This is a genomic window from Nostoc sp. (genome assembly GCF_036917535.1).
GTDB lineage: Bacteria > Cyanobacteriota > Cyanobacteriia > Cyanobacteriales > Nostocaceae > Nostoc.
This window is the reverse complement of record NZ_JBALDA010000090.1, coordinates 53989-74540: the sequence shown is the minus strand read 5'-3', so window position 1 is coordinate 74540 and position 20552 is coordinate 53989. Positions and strand designations below refer to the sequence as shown.

General features: G+C 42.1%; 16 protein-coding genes and 2 pseudogenes. 5 read left to right on the top strand and 13 right to left on the bottom strand.

All coding sequences use genetic code 11. The annotated features are described in order from the left end of the window. Positions 1 to 202: 202 nt before the first annotated feature. The 10 genes and pseudogenes from V7K56_RS28695 to V7K56_RS28655 all read right to left on the bottom strand — a co-directional run bounded on the left by V7K56_RS28695 (position 203) and on the right by V7K56_RS28655 (position 13153). The gene (locus tag V7K56_RS28695) at positions 203 to 2911 is read right to left on the bottom strand and encodes a TonB-dependent siderophore receptor (RefSeq protein ID WP_334916079.1); all 2709 of its coding nucleotides are present in this window, start codon (positions 2909 to 2911) and stop codon (positions 203 to 205) included. A 131-nt stretch (positions 2912 to 3042) separates the two neighbouring features. After that, positions 3043 to 3411: a helix-turn-helix transcriptional regulator gene (locus V7K56_RS28690; RefSeq protein WP_334916077.1), complete on the bottom strand. Its 369-nt coding sequence runs from the start codon at positions 3409 to 3411 to the stop codon at positions 3043 to 3045. A gap of 34 nt (positions 3412 to 3445) precedes the next feature. Then, positions 3446 to 4220 (bottom strand): annotated as a pseudogene (locus V7K56_RS28685) (IS1 family transposase). A gap of 22 nt (positions 4221 to 4242) precedes the next feature. Next, positions 4243 to 4515 (bottom strand): hypothetical protein, encoded by a 273-nt coding sequence (locus tag V7K56_RS28680; RefSeq protein ID WP_334916075.1) that lies wholly within the window; start codon positions 4513 to 4515, stop codon positions 4243 to 4245. Positions 4516 to 4589: 74 nt separating this feature from the next. After that, positions 4590 to 4738 (bottom strand): annotated as a pseudogene (locus V7K56_RS37290) (TonB-dependent siderophore receptor); the annotation flags it as partial. Positions 4739 to 4837: 99 nt separating this feature from the next. Then, positions 4838 to 4984: a hypothetical protein gene (locus V7K56_RS28675; RefSeq protein WP_334916073.1), complete on the bottom strand. Its 147-nt coding sequence runs from the start codon at positions 4982 to 4984 to the stop codon at positions 4838 to 4840. A gap of 91 nt (positions 4985 to 5075) precedes the next feature. Next, positions 5076 to 7694 (bottom strand): TonB-dependent receptor, encoded by a 2619-nt coding sequence (locus V7K56_RS28670; RefSeq protein WP_334916071.1) that lies wholly within the window; start codon positions 7692 to 7694, stop codon positions 5076 to 5078. 19 nt (positions 7695 to 7713) lie between these two features. Then, positions 7714 to 10359 (bottom strand): TonB-dependent siderophore receptor, encoded by a 2646-nt coding sequence (locus V7K56_RS28665; protein WP_334916069.1) that lies wholly within the window; start codon positions 10357 to 10359, stop codon positions 7714 to 7716. Positions 10360 to 10376: 17 nt separating this feature from the next. Next, on the bottom strand, positions 10377 to 10514 hold the full coding sequence (locus tag V7K56_RS28660; RefSeq protein WP_334916067.1) for a hypothetical protein: 138 nt from the start codon (positions 10512 to 10514) through the stop codon (positions 10377 to 10379). After that, entirely contained in the window at positions 10511 to 13153 is a 2643-nt protein-coding gene (locus V7K56_RS28655; protein ID WP_334916065.1) for a TonB-dependent siderophore receptor, read from the bottom strand. The genes V7K56_RS28660 and V7K56_RS28655 overlap by 4 nt, the downstream gene beginning before the upstream one ends. Before the next feature lie 548 nt (positions 13154 to 13701). Here V7K56_RS28655 and psbP point away from each other — a divergent pair. The 3 genes from psbP to V7K56_RS28640 all read left to right on the top strand — a co-directional run bounded on the left by psbP (position 13702) and on the right by V7K56_RS28640 (position 16011). Further along, complete coding sequence (gene psbP, locus V7K56_RS28650) at positions 13702 to 14247, top strand: photosystem II reaction center PsbP (protein WP_334916503.1); 546 nt, start codon at positions 13702 to 13704, stop codon at positions 14245 to 14247. A 245-nt stretch (positions 14248 to 14492) separates the two neighbouring features. Continuing rightward, a complete protein-coding gene (locus V7K56_RS28645) occupies positions 14493 to 15086 on the top strand; it encodes a Maf family protein (protein WP_334916063.1) in 594 nt (197 codons plus the stop codon). A gap of 253 nt (positions 15087 to 15339) precedes the next feature. Beyond that, entirely contained in the window at positions 15340 to 16011 is a 672-nt protein-coding gene (locus V7K56_RS28640; RefSeq protein ID WP_334916061.1) for a hypothetical protein, read from the top strand. Positions 16012 to 16186: 175 nt separating this feature from the next. On the opposite strand, the gene V7K56_RS28635 is transcribed toward V7K56_RS28640, so the two are convergent. From V7K56_RS28635 to V7K56_RS28625, 3 genes are all read right to left on the bottom strand, one after another. Beyond that, positions 16187 to 16525: a hypothetical protein gene (locus tag V7K56_RS28635; RefSeq protein ID WP_334916059.1), complete on the bottom strand. Its 339-nt coding sequence runs from the start codon at positions 16523 to 16525 to the stop codon at positions 16187 to 16189. Between the two features lie 61 nt (positions 16526 to 16586). Beyond that, positions 16587 to 16712, bottom strand: coding sequence for a hypothetical protein (locus V7K56_RS28630; RefSeq protein ID WP_334916057.1), 126 nt, complete (start codon positions 16710 to 16712; stop codon positions 16587 to 16589). Between the two features lie 231 nt (positions 16713 to 16943). Continuing rightward, on the bottom strand, positions 16944 to 17171 hold the full coding sequence (locus V7K56_RS28625) for a hypothetical protein (RefSeq protein WP_334916055.1): 228 nt from the start codon (positions 17169 to 17171) through the stop codon (positions 16944 to 16946). Positions 17172 to 17376: 205 nt separating this feature from the next. On the opposite strand from V7K56_RS28625, the gene V7K56_RS28620 reads away from it, so the two are divergent. Further along, the gene (locus tag V7K56_RS28620; protein ID WP_334916053.1) at positions 17377 to 18114 is read left to right on the top strand and encodes a phycocyanobilin:ferredoxin oxidoreductase; all 738 of its coding nucleotides are present in this window, start codon (positions 17377 to 17379) and stop codon (positions 18112 to 18114) included. Between the two features lie 899 nt (positions 18115 to 19013). After that, the gene (locus tag V7K56_RS28615) at positions 19014 to 20438 is read left to right on the top strand and encodes an HlyD family efflux transporter periplasmic adaptor subunit (protein ID WP_334916051.1); all 1425 of its coding nucleotides are present in this window, start codon (positions 19014 to 19016) and stop codon (positions 20436 to 20438) included. Positions 20439 to 20552: the final 114 nt, after the last annotated feature.

Here is a 20552-nt window from a genome sequence, read left to right as displayed (position 1 = left end):
GGCAGACAATGGATGAAATTTGCACACGAGCCGCACAAAGCGGCTTAACGCCAGAGATTTTGAATGATCACAAATACCCATTTTCAGTTTGTTGAGAGTGCGATCGCCGCATCGCTTCATAATATGGCTGTAATAGTTTTATTGTGTGTAGACGCTGAGTTGTTCAGTTGACGAACATCACCATCCATTCCCTGAACTGACCTTAAAACTCCCACGAAATCGTTGCTTGTACCGTAAACGGATCGCCATAAAAAACATTTACCCTGCTATCGGCAGATTCAAAATAGTTAACGTCAAACAAATTCTTGAAGTTAAGTGATGCCTGGAATCTGTCTTGCTTATAGAAGATAGCCGCGTTAGTCAGGAAATAACTAGGCAAAGTGAAGGTATTATCTAAATCTCCTTGACGTTCTCCAACGTAGAATAATCCCAAACCAAAGCCCAAACCTCTGAAGCAACCGGATTGAATTTCGTAGGATGTCCATAAGTTAAAGCTGTGTTTGGGAACATTATTCAGCAAGTTGCCTACCAGACTAAAATTAGTGTCATTGGTAACTTCTGCATTCGTGTAAGCGTAGCCTCCAATGATGTTCCATCCTGGTAAAATTTCACCAGCAATGCTGAATTCAATCCCCTTACTGCGCTGCTCTCCGGTTATGATGGAGAAGCCTGGTGGTACGCCCGGTCTAGTGTCAGTAACCAAAACATTGGAGCGTGTCAGGTCGTAGAAGGCAAGGGTCGCGGACAGTCGATTGCTAACATCTCCTTTGATGCCCACTTCATAGGAAGTGCCACGTTCCGGTTCAAATGCACTCTCGTCAAAGGCTCTTCCAGTATTTGGGTTAAAGGAACGACTATAGTTAGCATACAGCGAAATTGCCTTAATCGGCTGATAGACAATCCCGACACGCGGACTAAAAGCATCGCTAGAGTCCTTTTGTTCGGTATTGCCAAACCGCTCCCCGGAGGTCTGGTTGAAGGTATCAAACTCCAAACCTAATAGCAACTTCAGATTAGAAGTTAACGTGACCTGATCTTGAACATAAATACCAAGTATATCTGTGAAGGAAAAATAGTTAGTCCTATCGGTAACAGGACTTTGCTGCCTACCGTATACCGGGTTAAACAGGTCAAGGGCAGCAAGTTCGCCGTTATTATTAGTCGTATTATCAGTATGCTTGGTGAAATTAAAACCTGTGACAAGTTGATGCCTAATGCTGCCTGTGGCAAACTTACCCACCACATACGTCTCAATACCATAATTTCTTTCATCATTCACACCCCTGCTGTAGTCTCTACTTAAAGTACGCTCATCCTCAGCTAAGGCGATATTAAAGGGATCATTTTTATACCGTTGAAACGACGAATATTCAAAGGCGCTACGGATTTGCCAGTTAGAGCTAAAGCGATGTTCGAGATCGTAGCCAACGCGAAGCGCACTTGTATCGGTCGTATTAAATGGCTCTGCTGTGCTACGATTGCGCGGGATTTTGCCATTCGGATTGAGTAGGACACTTCCTTCAACAGGAATACCCGTAGCACCATTCTTTTCGGGTCGCACCTGATATTCGCCTGAGAAAGTAATCTTGGTGCGATCGCCCAGTTGCCAAGAAACAACAGGTGCTACAAAATATCTCTGTTGCTCGTAAAAGTCAACAAAACTTTCGGTTGTCTGAGCCGCGAGGTTGAGGCGATACAACACCGTCTTGCTGGGATTGAGCGGACCAGTCAGGTCAACAGCACCACGATAGAAATTGAAGCTGCCAGCAGAGGTTTCCAGTGCATAGTAAGGGTCACTCAGGGGTTGTTTGGTGATGTTGTTAATTACCCCTCCCAATGAACCTTGACCGTAGAGAACAGAGGCAGGCCCTTTGAGCACTTCAACTCGGTCGATACCAGCCCTATCAAAACCCTGATATAGATTACTTATGTTTCTTAATCCGTTTCTTTTGATATCCAAGCCAGCGAAAAAGCCTCGGATCAAAGGTAACTCATAGGTATCACGGCTTGATCCTGCTTGGGCTATACCGGGTACATTTCTTAGCACCTCTGCGAGGGTTCTCGTCTGCTGGTCTTCTAGCACTTGCCGAGGTACTACTTGAATCGATTGGGGTATGTCGCGCAGGGGGGTGTCGATTTTGGTAGCAGTTGAAGCATCTGTCGCGCGATACCCATCTTGCTCACCCGTCACCACTAACTCAATTGGCTCATCACCTGATGCCGATGGTTGACTTGGTTGTGTTTGAGGTGAGGTGGAGAGTGAAATACTGGCAACAGAGAAGATTATACCCTCATTGGCACTGTCATATAACTCGACAATTGGTAAACTCGCTTCCCCTGTGACTGTCACCCGAATCGTATTGGCATCAATATTTATTACTGTTATTTGGGTAATTCCCGTTATTGGTTTATCGGAGCGGAATGTGAATGCATCCCCACTTGGTAGATGTAGTTGAGCATTGGGAATATCAACAATAAAATTATTCTTAGCACTACGATTAACCAGTTGTAACTGTTGTCCGCGTTTAGTTTGTAAAATTACTTCTACACCCTTATTAGTGGGATTAGCTTTCACGGATGTCACTTGCACAACTTCTGGCACGGGGAGAGTTTGTTGTGCTGGCGACTGTACAAACATTCTGGCGCTGGTGTGAGTCAGTTCTATCTCACTTAGCTGTCGAATCCTGCTTTGGGTTTGCTCCCCCGATCCTGCTTTTTCAAGGGGAGCTTTGTTCTGATTCACTCCTTTTTTTAGAGATTCGCGAGCGATTGGAGAGGGTACCCTTTGAGCTAGATTAACAGCTAAATTTTCCCGATTTTGTATCAGTTCAATGGCAAAAGCACTACCGCATCCCCATAAACACATTGCGAGCCAGAGATAAACACCAGCAGACAAATGCCAACACTTCATAACAATTCCTTACACACCATTTCACAAAACTTTAACTAAAATCTTTCTCAGTAAGCTTACTGGAAAAGAGGAATGCTTGGGCGATCGCGATGTGGTTGAAACGGAATTTGTTTGTGGTTGAAACGGAATTTTTAGAAGTACTGGATTGATCGACGACAATCGCTGGGACTAATATTAAACTTGCGGCGAAATGCCTTGGTAAAAGCGCTGCGATCGCCATAGCCCACCATCTGCGTTACTTCTTCCACCTTAAAATTGCCCGTCACCAGAAGTTGCTGGGCTTGTTCGAGTTGATAGTCACGAAAATAGGTAAATACCGTCTTACCAAACACCTGACGAAATCCTTGCTTTAGGGTGCATTCATTCAGTCCTACCTGCCGCGCTAACTGCTCCAATGAAGGTCGGTTGTGCAGCTGACACCGCAAAATCTCTTCAACACGGTGGATGCGATCTAACTGATCGGCATTGAGTGAAGAAATCTGGCGCTTCCCTGTTCGCATCTCGATTTCCGGCGTTGCTGAATCCAAGTATGAATCATGCGATCGCCTCAAGCTTGCGGGCGCGTAGCGCCCGCAGCGCCACGGTACCATACTTGAGATAATGTATTACCAATTGAATAGAGAGTTTAAGCATTTCCTCAGACTTAGAGTAACAAAAAGTTTTACGATGTAGCCTAGCTAAGTAATGCGGAGCCGGAGATGCTCCGCCTCCGGTCTAAAACGACTATTTTCACACATCACGAGTGTCATATAAGTTTTACTAACAATATGATCCTCATTGCTAATAAAACAAGGGTAAACTGGATAGCCATCTGTGACGTAAAAATAAGAATGCCAGCAGTTTATTATCTGCCACAAAAGCTTAAAAGTGTCTTGACTACGGTCTCCTAAAACCCAGGCTATAACTCCTGGAACATGTTTATTTACTGCTGTCCACAACCAAATTTTGTTTTTTTTTTACCGACAAAAGTTTCAAGCTCATCAATTTGAGTAATTTCTGGTATCTCATTATATTCAGGTGAATTAGGTAGGGTATTTCCAAGCTCTCTAACCCAATTTATTACAGTTGTATGATAGCGAAGCGTTAGCGAGTCCGTGAGCGTCTGGACTTTCTTAACTCGCTCAATTGCACGAAATCCTGAACCATTCACGTACATCTCTATACACTCTTTTTTTATTTCTTCAGGGTAGCCCTGCTGTTCATAGGAATCTATAAACTGACGACCACAATGAACACATATGTGATTTTGTTTACCATACTTTTTCCCATTCTTGCGGATATGAGTAGATGCACACCTTGGACATTTCATCGCGATCGCTCAAATTCATACTTCAATTATGCAACGCCGAAAAATGAAAGTGATAGTCTAACCAGTTGCTTTCATGTTCTGTGAATGTTACTATTGTGCGATCGCACATTTGGAAATTCCCAATTGTCAACACCAACCCTTGACGCAACTGAATATTCCGCCAGTAACCTTGTCCTTGCCATTGCGGCAATTTGCACACCACATCCAACACATCATCTGGATCTGGGTATTGGCAAGGTTCTACCGTCTCCTCAAATAGTTCATCAAAGGCTTTTTCGGAAATAGTGATTGTCATAGCGAACAGTTGAGATAAAATTTAAAAAAAGAAGTTAGGAATCAGTCGCCAGAAGTCAGAATGAACTTCTGAGAGATTGCTGCATCTGTTCGCACATAGCTGGGTAATGTAAACGTATTGGGTAAGTCTCCCTGGCGATCTCGCCAACAAAAAACAATCCGCCTGCAAATCCCAAACCTTTCAAACCTCCAGTTTGAATTTCATAGGTTGTCCATAAAGAAGAACTGTTTCGGGCAATATTATTCGGCTGATCTCCCTTGTAGGCTGGTCTGGTATCTTCAGTAATTTCAGGATTAATATGGGTATAACTGGCAATGATTTTTCAACCTGGCAAGATTTCTCCAGCGACATCAAACTCAATGCCCCGGCTCTGGTAGAGAAGCAGCTTGTCGTTAGACCTCGCACCGCAGTAGGTTGCATCATCCAGCATAGTGTTAGTACTGCTGCCAATCTCAGGAAGTTTAACCAATTATTTTCGTTCACTTTTATACTCATCACACCACTGTCAATACAAATTAATACCGAACCTTTTCTAGGGAGAAAAGGTGAGAAATCCAGGGTCAAAACTCCCACGAAATCGTGCCTTGCACTGTGAATGGTGCGCCAGGGTTAATTAACGCTCTGGTTTGGCTAACTTCAATGTAGTTAACATTAAAAAGATTTTTGAAGTTGAGGCCAAGGCTCAAGTTATTTCGCCGATAAAAAATGCTGGCATCAGTCCGCAAGTAGCTATCTGTTTCAAAGTCGTTAGCGAGATCCCCTTGGCGATCGCCCACGTAGAACAAACCCAAGCCAAAGCCTAGCCCTTGCAAACTCCCAGTTTGAAGTTCATAGGTTGTCCACAAGGAAGCAGAGTTAAATGGCACGTTGGCAAGTCGGTTTCCTTGTTGTCCATCATTGCTTTGTGTGACTTTGGCATTGGTGTAGGCATAGGAAGCGATGATATTCCATCCCGAAAGAATTTGACCTGCAATATCTAACTCAATGCCTCGACTTCTCTGCTCTCCGACCGGAATAACAAAATCTGTATTGTTAGGATCGGTTGTGGCGACATTGCTTTTGGTAATTTCGTATGCTGCCAGGGTTGCGGTCAATCGATTATCAAGAAATTCACCTTTGATACCAGCTTCATACTGAGTCCCGCGTTCTGGTGGAAGCAATGAACCATCTACACGAGTTCCTGAGTTCGGTTGGAATGATTGACTGAAGCTAGCATAAAGGGAAATTGATTGAATCGGTTGATAGACAATCCCAATGCGTGGCGTCAAAGCATCATCCTGCTGTTGGGTGTTGCCGATGTAATCTTGTTGATTGACAAGATCGAAGCGTCCTCCGAGCAGCAGTTTTAAGTTATCAGTGAGCGTCACTTGATCTTGTAAAAAGATGCCCAAAGAATTTGTTTCACTTTTGCTTGGAATGATATCGGTCAGCAGCTCTCGATTGGGACGAGGAGCAGTTCCATAAACAGGATTAAAGATGTTAATGCTAGGGCCAGCCCCAAAGCGAAGATCGCCCTCATCTGTTATCTTGGACAAATCAACCCCAAATAGAAGCGTGTGCTTGATTGAGCCAGTCGAAAACTTACCACCTAAATCGTTTTGCAGCAGATATTGTTTGGTATTACCACGACCATCACCCCAGAATCTACTCAGTATCCCAGTCTGCTCGTCCAATCTCCCAGATTCAATTCTAGAGGTTTGAACCTCGCTTGAAGAGAAGCGAAACCGACTGCGGAGCTTCCAGTCTTGGCTGAAATTATGTTCCAAACGGTATCCTACTCTATTCTGAGTATTGATGATACGATCGTCCCGTTCGCCTAAAACTCGATTGTAGGGAATATCCGCAACTCCTCGACCAAAGGCAATTAATCCCCGATCGAAAGCCCGCTCGTCATATAAATGTTCAAACTCAAGGATCAAGTTTGTGCGATCGCCAATCTTCCAACTCAATACAGGCGAGACGGAATAGTGTTCAGTTTTTTGGTCGAAGTCTCGAAAGTTCCCGTCATGTTCATAAACCGCATTTAACCGATACAGTAGTGTGCGCTCTGAGTTTAATGGACCTGACAAATCTAAGGTTGGTCGCACCAGCCCAAAACTTCCAGCTTGCAATCCCAAAGCATAAAAAGGATTTTCGAGTGGTTGTTTGGTAACAAAGTTGATCGCACCACCAGGGTCTACATTGCCGTACAAGACTGAAGCGGGTCCTTTGAGTACCTCGATTCGTTCTAAATTAGCAGTTTCCACAATGTTCTGGTCAGGGTCTCTAAAACCATCACGGAGATTGACGAACTGATTGAAACCACGAATGAGATATCTGTCGTTAGTGTTACCAAAGGTTATTGTTCGTTGGACACCACTCACATTACGCAACGCTTCTGATGCTCGAACAACTTGTTGATCCTTTAGGATTTGCTGGGGAACTACTTGAATCGACTGAGGAATGTCACGCACAGGTGTGTCGGTTCGGGTGGCAGTGCTAGCATCTGGCACACTGTATCCGTCTTGTTCGCCTGTCACTACCAGCTCAATCGGTTCATCACCACTAGTTGACGGTTGACTTGGCTGTGTCTGGTTTTGTGGGTGATTAGTTTGAGGTGTTTCGGGTGGCTGTTGTGGAGAAGTCGCCGTTGCAACAGAACTTATACCAAAAACTAGACCAGCATCATCGTCAAATAACTCAACTGTGGGCAAAGCCTTCTCACCTACCACCGTTACTTGCACAGTATTTGCATCAAGATTATTTACTGTGATTTCAGTAATTCCCGCAAGGGGTTTTTCAGAACGAAATGTATAAGTATCACCTGACGGTAAACGTAATTGCCCGCCAGATACATCGACAATAAAATTATTACCACTACTGCGATTTGTAACTTGCAACTGTTGCCCAAGAGCAGTTTGTAAAATAATCTCCACACCTTTATCGGTGGGATTAACTTTGACTCCCGTAATCTGAACTAATTCTGATGTTGGGGACTGTACAAGTTTTTTGGCACTGGTGAGCGGATGGTCAATCTCACTCAGGTACGGGATTTTAGTAATTGGTACTGGTTGCGATCGCCCTTGGCGGCTCCCTTCGGAGCATCGCACTTTATTTGGCTGCATCACTACTGCTAGAAATACTGCCAATACTCCCGCTAATTTTAGGTAGCCGAGCCGATCGTTTTTATTAAATTTCATACTCATCACACAAACGAAATTAAAAATTCACAGAAAACGTTCCTAAGACAGTAAATGGTGCAGCAGGATACACACTGTTGATACTACTGGCACTTTCAAAATAGTAGACATCAAATAAGTTTTTGAAATTCAGCCCGACTCGCCAGTTATCACGACGGTAAAAAATTGCGGCATCTGTTCGCACGTAGCTGGGTAATGTAAATGTATTTGCTAAGTCTCCTTGTCTGTCGCCCACAAAAAATAATCCACCGCCAAAGCCTAGCCCTTTCAAACCTCCAGATTGAATTTCGTAAGTTGTCCATAAACTGGCGCTGTTACGGGGAATGTTATTCGGCTCATTTCCCTTGAAAGCTGGTCTGGTATCTTCTGTGATTTCAGCATCAATATAGGCATAGTTGGCAATGATTTTCCATCCAGGTAAGATTTCTCCGGCGACATCGAACTCAATACCTTGGCTGCGTTGTTCACCCACCTGAAGGCTGAATCCTGGTCTGGCTGGGTCGGATACGACAATATTTTGTTTAGTAATTTGATAAGCTGCTACGGTTGCTGCAAGTTTGCCATCTAGAAATTCTGTCTTCACCCCGACTTCAAATGCTTCACCTTTAGTTGGCTCAAACGGTCTTTCACCTGGGTTTATGGAGAATGCACCAGTGGCTTGGAACGATTTACTATAACTGGCATATAAAGAAACTGGCTGAATCGGTTGATAAACCACTCCTACACGAGGGCTAAAAGCACTATCTTCTGGTTCATTAAAAAACCCCCGTACCGTGTCCTCATAGGAAGCATCTACAAAATCGAAACGTCCACCTAGCAAAATTTTTAGGTTGTCTCCAATAGAGATTAAATCCTGGGCGTAGACACCAATTAAATTTTGAGGATTTTCTGTATCTGTTGTTTTCCTATTAAATTGAATTGCAGGTTGGTCGTAATTTGGATTAAAGAAATCGATGGGTAGCAAAGCTGGTGTTGGACTGAATGTTTTTCGTATGTAATTAGTTCGGCCTAATTCCAAGCCGAAGAGTAAATCCTGCTTAACTGTTCCTGTTTGGATAGTTCCAAGAACATCAGTTTGCAGAAAGTAATTCCGTGACCTAGCGTCATCGAATCTCGCGTTACGATTCACTGTGCGATTGTCTGGTTGCAGTCCTAAATTAAAAGCAAAAGTTTCCTGATAATCTTCAAGTTCGGCTCTGAACCCATTGCGGATTGACCAGTTATTACTAAATTTGTGTTGAAAGCGATAGCCTAACCCAATAAAACTACGTTCTATGTTTAAATCTGGGTCATCAATATACCGAGAGCGGGGAACCCGTCCAAAGGGGCTTGGAAGCACTGAACCAACCGCAGGGATACCCAAATACTCTACTTTGGCTGTATTGAGATAGTCAGCTTCCAGTGTCAGGGTTGTATTCTTTCCCAAATCAATACTAATCACAGGCGCTAGAGATGTTTGCTCGGTATTCACAAAATCAACAAAGCTACCAGAGTTTTGATACGCTGCATTTAAGCGATAGCGAATTGTTCTGTCGGTATTTAAGGGGCCGGAAATATCGAGTGCCGGACGGTAGAAATCAAAGTTACCAATTGTTCCTTCAACAGCATAAAAAGGCTCTCTTAGGGGTTGCTTGGTCGCAATATTGAGAATGCCACCCGGTTCGCCCTGACCGTAAAGGACTGATGCTGGGCCTTTGAGAATTTCGATTTGTTCAATGTTAGCGACATCTAACTGGCGACCCAAGGTGTTGTAACGCTTAAAACCATTGACAAAGGTACTATTAGGATTGCCTTCAAATCCTCGAAAAATGAAAGTTTCACCAACCGTAGATTGAGAACCGTTGCCTCCGGGAGTCACCCCACTAACGTTCTGAACCGCTTCCCGAACTCGTGTCACTCGCTGATCTTCCAGCACTTGACGGGGGATGACTTGAATTGAAGCAGGAATGTCGCGAATGGGCGTGTCAGTTTTAGTCGCAGTTGTTGCATTAGGCACGTTATACCCATCTTGCTCACCTGTCACCACCAACTCAATCGGTTCATCAGCCTGTGCTGATGGTTGACTTGGTTGAGTTTCGTTCGTGGGCTGATTTTCGGCTGGTGATGGTTGCGTGGAAGATGCAACTGATGCCACTTCAAAAATCAAACCTTCAGTAGGACTATCAGATAACTCAACTATTGGTACACTAGCTTCACCTATGACTGTCACCCGGATAGTAGTGGTATCAATGTTTGTGACTATTATCTCAGTAATTCCCGTAATTGGCTTTTCAGAGCGGAATGTAAAAGCCTCACCACTGGGTAAACTTAATTGGGCATTGGGAATATCAGCGATAAAATTATTACCAGCACTGCGATTTGTAACTCGCAACTGTTGCCCAAGAGCAGTTTGTAAAATAATCTCTACACCTTTATCGGTGGGATTAGCTTTCACTCCCGTAATCTGAACTAATTCTGATGTTGGAGACTGTACAAGTTTTTGAGCACTGGTGAGCGGATGGTCAATCTCACTCAGGTACGGGATTTTAGCGATTGGTGCTGGTTGCGTAGATGCAAAGCAGCTTGTCGTTAGACCTCGCACCACACCAGATTGCATCATCCAGGACAATACCAATATTCCTACAAATTGCACCCAGCTTATTCCATCTTTTTTGTTTAATTTCATATTCCTTACACCACCGCTCAACTATTTACATCGTCTACTGTTTGGGATTTTTCTGTTTGTAGCGATCGCACTGCATAATAAACCCAGTAACAACAGGAATTAGTTTGAAAGTCGTCTTGATTTTTGGTGAATGCTTCCAAATTACCTAAAATCAAAATTCAAACCCTACTGTTCCCACCACTGTGAATGGTTCACCAGGATTAACCCGGGCGCTGCTACCAGCATTTTCAAAATATTCAATGTCAAACAAATTCTTAAAATTGAGCGCTGTCCGCAATCTTCCTTGCTTGTAGAAGATGGCAGCATCGGTACGTACATAACTCGGTAACTCAAAAGAGTTTGCCAAATCTCCCTGGCGATCGCCTACATAATAAAGTCCTAAACCAAAGCCTAGACCCCGCCAATCTCCTTTCTGAATTTCATAAGTTGTCCACAAGCTGGCGCTATATTTCGGAATATTCGCCAAGCTATTGCCAACCCTAAAGGTATTGTCTGAAGTAATTTCAGTATCAGTATAAGCAGCACTAGCAAAAATATTCCATCCTGGGGAAATCTCACCCGATAAATCGAATTCAATCCCGCGAGAGCGTTGTTCGCCAGTTTGAATGGAAAACCGAGTATCTCTAGGATCGGGGGTTGAAACATTAGCGCGGGTCAAGTCGTAGAATGCTAGAACCGCAGAAACTTTATCGTTCAAATCGGCTTTAACACCTACCTCGTATTGCGTGCCACGTTCCGGTTCAAATATAGTAGTATCGAATGTAGTTCCGAGTACCTGAGTAATCGAGCGACCGTAGCTAGCATAAAGCGAAAGTGGCGTAATTGGCTGATAAACAATCCCGACGCGTGGGCTAAAGCCTTCGTTTTGTTGAAAAGTTTTACTGCTAGCGAGAAAGTCATTTTGTTTTTGATTCAAGATATCAAGACGACCTCCCAATAAAAGTTTAAGATTATCTGCTAGGGCAATCTGGTCTTGAATGTAAATACCCAAAGCCTGTTGCGTTTGTTGATTATTAGTTCTAGAAATTACTGCTCCTGGCAGACTACCGTAGACTGGATTAAACAGATCGAGTGGTGCGATCGCGCGAGTCGAACCGTCATATCGGTTAACCTCTCGAAATAAATCCAAGCCAATGAGCAGTTGATGCGCGATGCTACCCGTCGCAAACTTGCCAGTGACGTATGTATCTAAGTTGTAATCATCCGTCTTACTAATTTCACCTGGTTGAGAAAAGATTCTCTGAAGATCGCGGTTATTTGAAGCTAGGGAAGAAGGAAAAACCTCTGGTGCGGATGTTGTGAAAAACGCCGCTCGAAAAGCATTACGGAATTGCCAGTTGTTACTGAAGCGATGCTCGAAGTTGTAACCAACTCGCAGTGCGTAGCGATTATCTGCATCGTCAGGTTCGCCGATATAACGATTGCGAGGAATGCGACCGTTGGGATTGGGTACTACTGTTCCAATTGCAGGGATACCAAACTCATCCTTGCGCGGCGCAGCTGTGTACTCTGTGGTCAGAGTAAGTGTTGTGTTCTTACTAATCAACCAAGTCAAAACAGGAGAGATAAAGTACTGCTGGCTGTTGACAAAATCAATAAAACTTCCTGAGGTTTCGGCTGCGGCTGTCAGACGATAAAGTAAGGTTTTTTCTGGATTCAGCGGCCCAGAAAAATCGAGCGTCCCGCGATAAAAATCGTAATTTCCTGCCGATGCAGAAATAGCGTAATAGGGTTCGCTAAGAGGCTGTTTCGAGACCAGATTAATCGTGCCACCCAGACCACCTTGACCGTAAAGGGCGGCAACAGGACCTTTGAGGACTTCGATACGTTCGAGATTAATTGTTGGCGAACCGATACGTGAATTTGTTCTGTCTCTAAGTCCATCTCGCAAAACACCCTCATTAGCGCTACTGAAACCACGAATGAAAAAGATGTCAAAATGACCACTACGCGAACCACTTGTGGGTTGTTGAATGCCACTCACATTTCTCAAAACATCGCCGATTCTGGTTGCCTGACGGTCTTCAATCAACTGACGAGGGATGACCTGAATTGACTGAGGAATATCACGCAAGGGGGTGTCAGTCTTGGTTGCAGTTGAAGCATTTGGCATGCGATACCCATCTTGTTCACCTGTTACTACCAATTCAATCGGCTGATCGCTTTGTGCCGATGGTTGAGTTGGTTGAGTTTCGCTAGTGGGCTGATTTTGTGTTGGTGATGTTTGGGGTTGCGGCTGTGTGGAAGATGCAACTGATGCTACTTCAAAAATCAACCCTTCACTAGGACTATCAGACAGCTGAATAACTGGCAAAGTTGTTGCACCTGTTACGCTTACACGGATGGTATTTGCATCTTGATTCGTTACTGTTATTTCAGTAATTCCTGTGGCTGGTTTTTCTGAGCGGAATGTGAAAGTGTCGCCACTAGCTAAACGCAGTTGAGCATTGGGAATATCAGCAATAAAGCTATTGCCAGTACTGCGATTTATGACTTGCAACTGTTCCCCAAAGGAAGTTTGTAAAATTATCTCCACACCTTTAGCGGTAGGATTAGCTTTCACTCCCGTAACTTGTACTAATTCTTTAGTTGGGGACTGTACAAGTTTTTCGGCACTGGTGAGCGGATGGTCAATCTCACTCAGTTGTGGGATTTTAGCAATTGGTGCTGGTTGCGTAGATGCAAAACAGCTTGTCGTCAGACCTCGCCCCACAGTAGGTTGCATCATCCAACACACTGCTAGTATGCCTGCAAAACGCACCCAGTTGATTTTATAATTTTTATTAAATTTCATACCTCACCCACACTTAAACCACCTGTTCGACTGTCGTCAATAACGTAGATAGCTATTACAAGTCAATAAGAAGTCTTCCGATCTACCTGAGAATTAACTCTACAGGAAATGACATCTTAATTGGAAAAATTCTCAATTTTTCTTGATAATGGCTGTTCAAAAATTGCCCAAAATGCCCACAATCAGAGTTTTATTGGCTAAATTAAATCAGTTATTTTATTTTCTTTATGTAGAAAAACTTGGATTAAGGATATGTTTTACAACTAAAAATATTGATAAAGCTATCATATAAAAAGTCTGTTTTAAATAGGTAATTTTTATCACCATAATTGACGCGTTGACAGAAAAAAATAAATGTGCTGATTAGGTGTTCAAATATTCAATGTTGATTTTTTGACGATTTTGAAGCGATCGCTGTCCCCAGAAAAACTTAACATTAACTTTAGAAGTGCTAACTATTCATAAACAAGCTCATGGGTTACTACATCGCTCCCCGCTTTCTGGACAAACTGGCTAGTGTTGTCTCCAGCCCAAATAAATCTGTAAAAATGTGGAAACGAATTGTATTAATTTTGCTATTGGTGTTGAGCTTCAGCCTGAGTAATTCTGGTGTAGCGGCTGCGGCTGGACTCAAAAGCTTTGTAGACAGTAGTGATGGCTATCAGTTTTTATATCCTAACGGCTGGCTGCCAGTTAAAGTTGCTAACGGGCCAGATGTGGTTTTCCACGATTTGATTGAGGTGTCCGAAAATGTTTCAGTTGTGATTAGCCCAGTTCCAGAAGGCAAAACTTTGTCAGAATTAGGAACCCCAACAGAAGTAGGATATAAATTGGGAAAAGCGGCTCTTGCGCCTCCTGACTCTGGTCGTTCAGCTGAATTAGTCAATGCTGCACAGCGAGAAGTAGACGGTAAAACATACTACCTTTTAGAGTATGAGGTTAAACTCCCCAATCAACAGGAACGACATAACATCACCAGCGTTGCTGTTAGCCGTGGTAAACTTTTTACCTTCAACGCTTCAATTCCTGAAAAACGCTGGGCGAAAGTTAAACGAATGATTGACGAGGTTGTCAATTCTTTTTCTGTCTATTAATTGGGAAATGGGGAGAAATAAATTCAAAATTCAAAATTCAAAATTCAAAAAAAAAGACTGGGGCAGAAGGGGAACAAGGGAAATAACCAATGCCCAATGACGCCAGTTGCTTGGCTGTCGGCATTGCCCGCCCACGGCGCTGTCTCCCCAACACACTGGCTCCCCAATGACGCCACTTGCTCCACTTGGGGAGACCCCAAGACTGCAGTGGCTCCCCCATTCCCAATTACTAAGTTTATCAGATCATGAAAATTCCACCTTTTGTACTTGCCTCAGCTTCCCCAGCCCGACGCCGCTTGCTGCAAACTGTTGGTATTGAACCGATAGTTAAACCAAGTGACTTTGATGAGTCGCAAATTGAATTAAGTGAACCAGCAGAATTGGTCAAAACTCTTGCCCAGTATAAAGCGGAAACTGTAGCCCCACAGTTTAAATCAACTTTGATTATGGGTTGTGATTCAGTTTTGTCCATCAATGGTGAAATTTACGGCAAACCAGCAGACTTCTCTGAAGCGATCGCTCGTTGGCAGATAATGCAAGATAACTTTGGCGACTTGTACACAGGTCATGCCTTAATTGACACCGACCAAAACCGCACTTTAGTCAAGTCTCAAGTTACAAGAGTTTACTTTGCTCAAATGAGCGAGAAGGCAATTAAAGCTTATGTTGCTACAGGTGAACCCCTCAAGTGTGCTGGTGCCTTTGCCATTGAAGGTTTTGGAAGTTTCTTCGTGGAAAAAATTGAAGGCTGTCACAGCAATGTAATTGGACTCAGTTTACCCCTGCTGCGGCACATGCTAGAGGAATTGGGATACGATGTCACTGATTTGTGGCAATAGTCATTTGTCCGAATGGCTCTAGGAAAAGCCGAAATACTAATAAGTGATGTGGGTATTCTATTGCGGCATATTCAGTCAATTACTGGTCATCGCTCTTTTGCTGCCTTGGAGCGTTATTTTGGTATAACTGAGCAGCAGAAAGAAAATCCAATTTTTACTTTGTTTTTTTATTCAGTGTTGATATAAGCCTGCTGTTTTTAAATTATATAATTTATAATTTAATGAAGTCAATAGTCTCTATTATGTAAAAATTATGAGTATTAGAAAGCAAAGATTAGAGAACTTGTTTAAGTGGGAATCTATGTTGAAAGAAATATTCCCTATTTCAATTCCTTACAGTTGTGTTTGGGAAGATAAACAAGAAATTTTATCAGTTCTTAATATTGTTGGAAGCATTGCTAGTGCTAATCATATGTTTTGCCCAGAGGGAGGTGGAATAGATATGGCAGGAGCAATAGAATCTGTTGAAAAAGATTGCATTGAAATATCTTCAGGTGAAAATAGTATTCCATATATTATAAAACCTAAAAATTTGAAATTTAACTCATTTAATAGTAATCATGAGTGGTCTTACTTCAGGATAGAAACAAACTATTTAGAACCGAGTGGTATTTACAAAAAAGATAAGTATAAACATGAAGAGATTACAGAAATAACACCAGGGGTTTATAGAGAACGTTCTGTATGGGATTATGAATATTATAATTATGATTTGGATAATAATAGAGAAAAACCTTTACCTGAAACAGCAAGACTAATAGTGAGATATATGGAAGGTTCTTTTGTAATTTTTGCAAAATCTTCACCTTACAATTTTTCAGAGCTTGGTTTTGATCCTTACGATGGTTGCCACAATTTAATGAGTAATGATGAGTTTAAAAAAATTATTTCTGAAGTGGCACATTTGAGAATTGATAGAATATAACGATAGAAAATAGTAAAGTTTCTAAAAAACCTTCCTAAATTGATTTTTGAAAAGCTTTATTTACCTCTACAACAAAGATTGTAGCAAGTTTTCTTACCATTCTATATAGAGACTAAGACGGTTACAGAGTAACGACATGATCAAGTAAATTTTGAATTGATTGATAGGCTTGAATTTACTTAATAAAGTCTATAATTGTTTTTACAATAATGAATAATATAAACCAAATAACTATGCGCCCAATAAACGTAAACCAAAAATTATCAACTACTGGAAACCTTCCACCATTTTGAGCTTCAAGTCTTGTCATAAAAGCGGCATATTCATCGAAATCTTTAAATAAATTTCTCCCTCTACCATCTATTCTTTCTCCAACAGTTGACTGACAATACCACCAGTCAACTGATAGTTTCCATATTCGTTTAGGCATAAGTCCCAAAGTAAATATAAATATTAATATAGCCACTACTCTGATTTGAGATATTTCTGCATTAATGTCTATTTTTTTATCCACGATAAACACCAAAAAATTGACTTTATAATAGCATGTACCTGTAGGCGAATGCCTCTATTAGCTAAATAATTTCTCTAAAAAAGTCAGGTAATAGTAGAAAGTAATCGTCCTCACTTACTTGACTAACATCGTCAAATGCCGCCACAGTGTATGTTAGGATGACGGCGAGATTTGGCGGTAACACCATGAATAAACACGAAGCAGCAGACTTTCTTGGCGTGAGTGGGCACTTGAACGTGACGTGCAAGAGGGGTAAATCAGCGTTAAGTACAATAAATTAATAACTTATCCTCAATCATTGAATCTTTGCTGGGCAGAGGTGACAATCAGTCTGTAGTACCGATAAGCTTCTACTGACTATTGCTTTTGTCCTTTGTCCAAAGTTAATAACCAATGCCCAGTGCCCAATGCCCAATGCTCAATAACTAAATTGCCTGATATTGAGTATTGCCTCTCCATGATCTGGAATCCAGGCTAACCACTCATCTGCTGAAACCGGACACAATAAAAGTGCTTCGTCAAAACTAAAGGGGTTGGGAAGTTGCAAAAGGTTTACCCAAGTAGAAGCTCTGAACCTCTGTAAGTCTTCCAGATTGTGCCTTCTTGCTTGCATAGCAAAATCTGGTCTATGAGAATCTAGTTTCATAGCTTTCTATTAGCCTTCATAAATGGGCTAATCTAAAATTATTTCTGTAACCTAGACTACAAAATAAATAATCATTGTGAAAAGTATCTGTCTTATAAATTTACGTTGGCTGGGTGTAAGTGTTTGCTTATATTGATTGCAGACCACAACAGGTATGACACGACAAGTTGTAGACTGGCCACTAGATCGCATTCTCAACTAGAATATGTCATTTACTTCTATGCCCTCGCTGCGCGAGCAACAACATTCCCTAATTCGTCAGCTAGCTGATTGTATTGAGGCAGCTTGGCATCAGCACCTGGATTTATCACCCTACCATTTGCCTAATGAGTTGGGGTATGTGGAAGGTAGACTAGAAGGCGAAAAACTGACGATTGAAAACCGTTGCTATCAAACGCCCCAGTTTCGGAAAATGCATTTGGAACTGGCGAAAATCGGAAATATGCTGGATATTTTGCACTGCGTCATGTTTCCTCGTCCAGAATACAACCTGCCGATGTTTGGTTGTGATTTAGTTGGGGGTAGAGGTCAAATTAGTGCAGCGATCGCAGACCTTTCTCCTATCCATGTAGAACGCACCTTACCAGAATCTTATACTTCTCGACTGACACAGCTAACAGTGCTTAACTTTTCCCAACCCCGTGAATTACCAGAATGGGGAAATATTTTTTCAGATTTTTGTATCTTTGTGCGCCCCAGTTCCCCAGAAGAAGAAACAATGTTTCTGTCGCGGGTGCGAGAATTTTTAGACATTCATTGTATCCAAGCGATCGCCTCACATCCAGTTTCCGTTGAACAAGTTACACAAAATCTTGCCGGACAACACAACTACTGCACCAAACAGCAGCAAAACGATAAAACCCGCCGCGTACTAGAAAAAGCCTTTGGCCCAGTTTGGGCAGAAAATTACATGACTACAGTTTTATTCGATCTCCCAACTTAATCATCCCCTCCATCTCCCCCATCTGTAGGCTCTGTTACGTTTTCAGCTAATGGATAAATGTAGAATTCATTCAACGAGAGTTTAATGGAGTTCCAAAACAGCAACAGGAAGAATAGTAAGGTTTTTGAAGCGAATATTACAAAATGGTTTGTTGTCTTGGTAGGTGCAAACAACTAGAGACAGCTAACTCATTGACCAGAAAGTTAAGGAAACTCTGATGTTAAGAATGCTGAAGTTGATAGACATTTTTTAGTTAGTTAATCATTGATTGACTAAGGAAGACTAACTTTTGTAGCAAGATTGTGTCTAACAAAGGCAACAGTCTATTTTTGATGTTTCTTTTCAATTTTGTGACTAATTATAGCCGTAGTAGAATGTAGCAGTAAAGTACCGCATCATACCAATTTAGGATTTTGTGTAGAGACGTGATATCTCGCGTCTTTATATCTAGATTCATACTGCTTGTGAATTCTACTAACTTCCATTGCACTCATGTCTCAATAATACTCAGAGTTATTGAATAGCCAGCTACTATAGCGTTTCTCACTTTCAATACAGACCTAAAACAGTACTGCAAGACGGAAGTCAAAAGTCACGCATAATTGTATTCCGGGCTTTTGTGCTATCTTGAATGGTCTGTTTATTTACGCCGTGCTGTACTAGTTAGCCTCAAAGCTTCTCTCCTTGTAGGAGAGAGATCAAAATGTATTGCATAGATAATGAGCGGCTATAGAAAATTCCATTTTGTAAAGCCATAGTGTTGAACGTTCATCACACAATGGATTTTAAGCGATACCCAGCTTGAAACCACTGTTGTTTGTCCTAACAGCTGGCTGTTGATTAAAAACCCTTTTATTTTTACTTCCATCAGCACAATTCAGGTAAATGGGCAACATACTATGTCAAGGGTGACTGAAAAGCCAAAGCCAAGTGAGCAGCAACTTAATCATGAACAACCTAAGATTTGGTGGGGTATCGCTGTAGCCGTACCAATAGTAATCGCTGCTGGGATATTAGGTACGGCCAAAATTGAGCAGTTGAGAAAACTAACTACATCTGTACCAGTAATGCCATCTACTAACAGCATTAGTGCTATAGGGCGTTTGGAACCGCGAGGCGAAGTTGTTAAATTGTCCGCCCCATCATCAGGATTAGCACCATCGTCACGAATTCAGCAACTTCTGGTGAAAGAGGGTGAACGAGTAAAGCAAGGTCAAATTGTGGCAATTTTGGACAACCGCGATACCCAAGTAGCTGGACTACAAGAGGCAAAAGCAAAAGTCCAAGAAGCCCGTGCGAATTTAGCACAAGTCAGGGCTGGATCTCCAAGAGATATTCAAGCTCAAAGAGCAGTTATTGCTCGCCTACAAGCGCAGTTAATTGGGGAAAGGAATGGTCAACAAGCAACGATCGCCCGGATTGCAGCTCAATTAAGTGGTGATAAACTTGTCCAACAAGCAACTGTAAATCGCCTAGAAGCTGAACTCAGTGGTCAAAAAGAAGCTCTCAGAGCAACGCTTACACGTATTCAAGCCCAACAGCGCAATGCCCAAGTTGATGCTGGACGCTATGATTTTTTATACAAAGAAGGTGCGATTTCTCAGCAAGAACGGGATAATAGACGTTTGAGTGCAATAACTGCTAATCAGCAAGTGGTTGAAAGCCAAGCTACCTTGAAGCAGACATTAGCAACTGTACGACAGCAACTTGCTGAGGCTAGAGCAAACCAAATACAAAATTTAGCAACTTTGCAACAGCAGTTAATCGAAGCCAGAGTTAACCGTGACAAAACTTTAGCAACTTTGCAAAGACAAATTGATGAAGAAAAGGCCAAACTGAGCAGAATTTTAGATGTTACTCCTACCGATGTGCAAGTAGCACAAGCCCAAGTTAGTAATGCGATCGCAAATGTCAGAAAAGCCGAAGCAGAACTAAGGTTAAGCTACGTTCAAGCACCAATCGCTGGAGAGATTTTAAAAATTTATACCAAATCGGGTGAAGCGGTCGGCGCAAATGGCATTGCAGAAATTGGCCAAACCAACCAAATGTTTGTAATTGCTGAAGTTACTGAAGACAGCATTGGTAAAGTGCGTCTTGGTCAAAATGCTACTATCACCAGTGATAACGGTGCATTTAGCGACGAATTAAAGGGAACTGTCACTGAAATTGGTAGAAAAATTGGTAAAAAAGATGTGCTGAATACAGATCCAGCAGCAGATGTGGATGCCAGAGTTGTAGAAGTTAAAATTGCTCTGTCTCCAGAAGATAGCCTAAAAGTTTCTGGTTTAACTTACGCCAAAGTTATTGTTGATATTAATAATTAATTAAGTTGTAGGTGAGCAGTAACCCCAATCGATAATTTGATATTTTGAATTAAAAATATGTTTTTTAAACATTCTATTATTCTGATACAGGTATCACCATAATGGGTGGAAAAT

Excerpts from the sequence above, each read along its gene's own strand:
- V7K56_RS28655 (WP_334916065.1), bottom strand. The coding sequence starts at position 13,153 with ATGAAATTTAATAAAAATTATAAAATCAACTGGGTGCGTTTTGCAGGC.
- V7K56_RS28645 (WP_334916063.1), top strand. The coding sequence starts at position 14,493 with ATGAAAATTCCACCTTTTGTACTTGCCTCAGCTTCCCCAGCCCGACGC.
- V7K56_RS28690 (WP_334916077.1), bottom strand. The coding sequence starts at position 3,411 with ATGCGAACAGGGAAGCGCCAGATTTCTTCACTCAATGCCGATCAGTTA.
- psbP (WP_334916503.1), top strand. The coding sequence starts at position 13,702 with ATGTGGAAACGAATTGTATTAATTTTGCTATTGGTGTTGAGCTTCAGC.
- V7K56_RS28695 (WP_334916079.1), bottom strand. The coding sequence starts at position 2,911 with ATGAAGTGTTGGCATTTGTCTGCTGGTGTTTATCTCTGGCTCGCAATG.
- V7K56_RS28615 (WP_334916051.1), top strand. The coding sequence starts at position 19,014 with ATGTCAAGGGTGACTGAAAAGCCAAAGCCAAGTGAGCAGCAACTTAAT.
- V7K56_RS28640 (WP_334916061.1), top strand. The coding sequence starts at position 15,340 with ATGAGTATTAGAAAGCAAAGATTAGAGAACTTGTTTAAGTGGGAATCT.
- V7K56_RS28630 (WP_334916057.1), bottom strand. The coding sequence starts at position 16,712 with ATGGTGTTACCGCCAAATCTCGCCGTCATCCTAACATACACTGTGGCG.
- V7K56_RS28665 (WP_334916069.1), bottom strand. The coding sequence starts at position 10,359 with ATGAAATTAAACAAAAAAGATGGAATAAGCTGGGTGCAATTTGTAGGA.
- V7K56_RS28625 (WP_334916055.1), bottom strand. The coding sequence starts at position 17,171 with ATGAAACTAGATTCTCATAGACCAGATTTTGCTATGCAAGCAAGAAGG.
- V7K56_RS28620 (WP_334916053.1), top strand. The coding sequence starts at position 17,377 with ATGTCATTTACTTCTATGCCCTCGCTGCGCGAGCAACAACATTCCCTA.
- V7K56_RS28670 (WP_334916071.1), bottom strand. The coding sequence starts at position 7,694 with ATGAAATTTAATAAAAACGATCGGCTCGGCTACCTAAAATTAGCGGGA.
- V7K56_RS28680 (WP_334916075.1), bottom strand. The coding sequence starts at position 4,515 with ATGACAATCACTATTTCCGAAAAAGCCTTTGATGAACTATTTGAGGAG.